Raw genomic sequence first — 3,134 nt, forward strand, 5'->3', positions numbered from 1 at the left:
GAACTGGCGTCTGATCTCTGCTAGGCGCCACCGCTGCCACGGGCGTCGGCCATGTCGATCGGGAGCGCAGGTGCTGGTACTGCTCATCCTCCATCTTGTGGCGGCCCTCGCCGCGCCCCTGCTAGTCCGCTGGTGGGGTCCGCGTGCGTGCTACCCGCTGGCGCTCGCGCCGGCTGCCGCCTTCTGCTGGGCGCTGGCCCGCACACCGGCCGTCAGCGACGGCGGGGCAGTGGTCGAGACGTACCCGTGGATCGGGCAGTTGGGTCTCGACATCGCGTTGCGCCTCACCACGCTGTCCTGGCTGATGACGCTGCTGATCGGCGGCGTCGGCGCGCTGGTGCTGGTCTACAGCGCCCGCTACTTCAGTGCCGGCTCCACCGGGCTGGCGCAGTTCGCCGCGGTCCTGGTCGCCTTCGCGGGCGCGATGCTCGTCCTGGTCTTCGCCGACGACCTGCTGCTGCTCTACGTCGGCTGGGAGCTGACCACGATCTTCTCGTACCTGCTGATCGGGCACAGCACCGAACGGCGGTCCAGCCGCTGGGCGGCGGCGCAGGCGTTGACCGTCACCACGCTGGGCGGCCTCGCCATGCTTGTCGGGTTCATCATGCTGGGCCAGCACGCCGGCACCTACCGCTGGTCGGAGATCAGCGCGCAGCCGCTGCCCGGCGGCGGGTACCTGGTGGGCGCCGTGCTGCTGATCCTGGCCGGTGCCCTGTCCAAGTCGGCGGTGCTGCCGTTCAGCTCGTGGCTGCCGGCCGCGATGGCGGCACCCACGCCGGTCAGCGCGTACCTGCACGCCGCCGCCATGGTCAAGGCCGGCGTCTACCTGGTCGGGCTGCTCGCACCGGCGCTCGCCACGGTCGGTCCGTGGCGACCGCTGGTGCAGATCGCCGGCGTGGCCACCATGCTGCTCGGCGGTTGGGCCGCGTTGCGGCAGACCGATCTGAAGCTGCTGCTGGCGTACGGGACGGTCAGCCAGCTCGGCCTGCTGGTGGCGGTGACCGGCTCGGGCACCCCGGACGCCGCGCTGGCCGGCACCGCGATGCTCCTGGCGCACGCACTGTTCAAGGCGGCGCTGTTCCTGGTCGTCGGCATCATCGATCACAGTGCCGGCACCCGTGACCTGCGCGAGCTGTCCGGGCTGCGGCACTGGTCCCGGCCGTTGTTCGTGGTCGCGGTGCTGGCCGCGGCGTCGATGGCCGGGGTGCCGCCGCTGGTCGGCTTCGTGTCCAAGGAGGCCGTGTTCGGGGCGTTCACCGATCAGCCGGCGCTCCTCACCGGCCTGGTCGCCGGGACGGTGCTCACCGTCGCGTACAGCGCCCGCTTCCTCTGGGGCGCGTTCGCCGACCGGCCGGGGGTGGAACCGGTCCAGCCGGTCCCCATCGCCGCGTCGCTGCTGGTCCCGCCAGCGGTGCTCGCCGGAATCGGTCTGCTCGCCGGCCCGGCCGCGAGTGTGCTGGACGAGCTGCTGCGCCCGTACGCCGATCTGCTCGGTGGGGTCGACGCGCACCTGGCGCTCTGGTCCGGGCCGACCCCGGCGCTCGGCCTGTCCGTGCTGGCGCTTGTCGGCGGCGGCCTGCTCTTCGCCGTGCGCGGGCCACTCGCCCCGGTGCTGGCCCGGCTGCGGTCACCGGTAAGGGGCAACCAGGGGTACGAGTGGGTCGTGGGCCGGTTCGACCGGCTGGCCATCGAGGTCACCGGCGCGACCCAGCGCGGTTCCCTGCCGCAGTATCTGGGCATCATCCTCGTCACCCTGGTGCTGGTGCCCGGTGCGGCGATGCTCTCCGCGAGCCCCTGGCGGGCCCGGATTCCGCTCTGGGACAGCGCGCTGCAACCGGTGGTCGTCCTGGTGATCGCGGTCGCCGCTGTGCTGGCGGTCGGTGCCCGCCGTCGTCTGACCGCGATGCTGCTGGTGGGAATGACCGGGTACGGCACCGCGATGCTCTTCGTCCTGCACGGCGCGCCCGACCTGGCGCTCACCCAGTTCCTTGTGGAGACCGCGACGATCGCGGTCTTCGTGCTGGTGCTGCGGCGCCTGCCGGAGCGGTTCTCGGCCCGTCCGTTGCGGCGTACCCGCTGGGTCCGTCGGGCGATCGGGGTGGCGGTGGGGATGGTGGCCGCCGGGCTGGCCCTCACCGCCGTCGGCTCCCGTCGGGCACCGGACATCAGTGCGGCCTTCCCGGACCTGGCGGTGCTGGAGGGGTACGGCCGAAACGTGGTCAACGTGACCCTTGTCGACATCCGGGCCTGGGACACCATGGGCGAGCTGTCGGTGCTGGTGGTGGCCGCGACCGGGGTGGCCAGCCTGATCTTCGAGCGGTCCCGGACCGGGCCGCGACCGCGCCGGCCGGAGTCCGATCAGCGGGTGGTCGAATCCGGCCGGCCGGTGTGGCTGCGCGGCGGTCCCACCCTCTACGAGGAGCGCCGCTCGATCGTATTGGAGGTGGTCATCCGGCTGATCTTCCACACCGTGGTGCTGTTCTCCCTCTTCCTGCTCTTCTCCGGGCACAACGCGCCAGGCGGTGGCTTCGCCGGCGGTCTGGTGGCGGGTCTCGCCCTGGTGGTCCGCTATCTGGCCGGCGGTCGGTACGAGCTGACCGAGGCGGCGCCGGTCGGTGCCGGTCCGATCCTCGGCGCCGGGCTGGCCATGGCGGTGGGCACCGGCCTGGTGGCGCTGCTGCTCGGCGGGTCGGTGCTGGAGAGCGCCAAGGTCGACCGGGCCCTGCCGCTGATCGGCGACGTCCACCTGGTCACGTCGCTCTTCTTCGACATCGGTGTGTACCTGGTCGTGATCGGGTTGGTGCTGGACATCCTGCGCAGCCTCGGCGCCGAGGTGGACCGGCACATCGAGGCCACCGGAACGGCCGCGGGTGGTCTGGCCGTCAACAAGGGGGACCGGTCGTGAGCGCGAGGAGTGAGCCGGGTTTGCGAGCCCCGCAGTCGCGAACAGAGGCGAAACAGTGACGTCGAGCGGTGCGCGGCCGACGCTGGTGCTGGTGCTGGCCGTCGCGGTGCTGTTCGGGTGCGGGGTGATCCTGCTGTTGGAGCGCAGCCTGACCCGGATCCTGCTCGGGGTGGTCCTGCTCGGCAACGGGGTGAACCTGTTGATCCTTCTGGGTGGGCGCCCGGGTGGG

The 3,134-nt window shown here is 72.2% G+C and carries 2 protein-coding genes; both read left to right on the top strand.

Translation table 11 applies throughout. The features are described 5' to 3' along the window. Window positions 1-70 precede the first annotated feature (70 nt). Complete coding sequence (locus DLJ58_RS00275) at window positions 71-2,905, top strand: Na+/H+ antiporter subunit A (protein ID WP_124853320.1); 2,835 nt, start codon at window positions 71-73, stop codon at window positions 2,903-2,905. Window positions 2,906-2,960: 55 nt separating this feature from the next. Continuing rightward, on the top strand, window positions 2,961-3,134 hold a 174-nt coding region (locus DLJ58_RS00280), incomplete at its 3' end, for an NADH-quinone oxidoreductase subunit K (protein WP_208740738.1).

It is taken from the genome of Micromonospora arida (assembly GCF_003857035.1).
In the GTDB taxonomy this organism is placed as follows: domain Bacteria; phylum Actinomycetota; class Actinomycetes; order Mycobacteriales; family Micromonosporaceae; genus Micromonospora; species Micromonospora arida.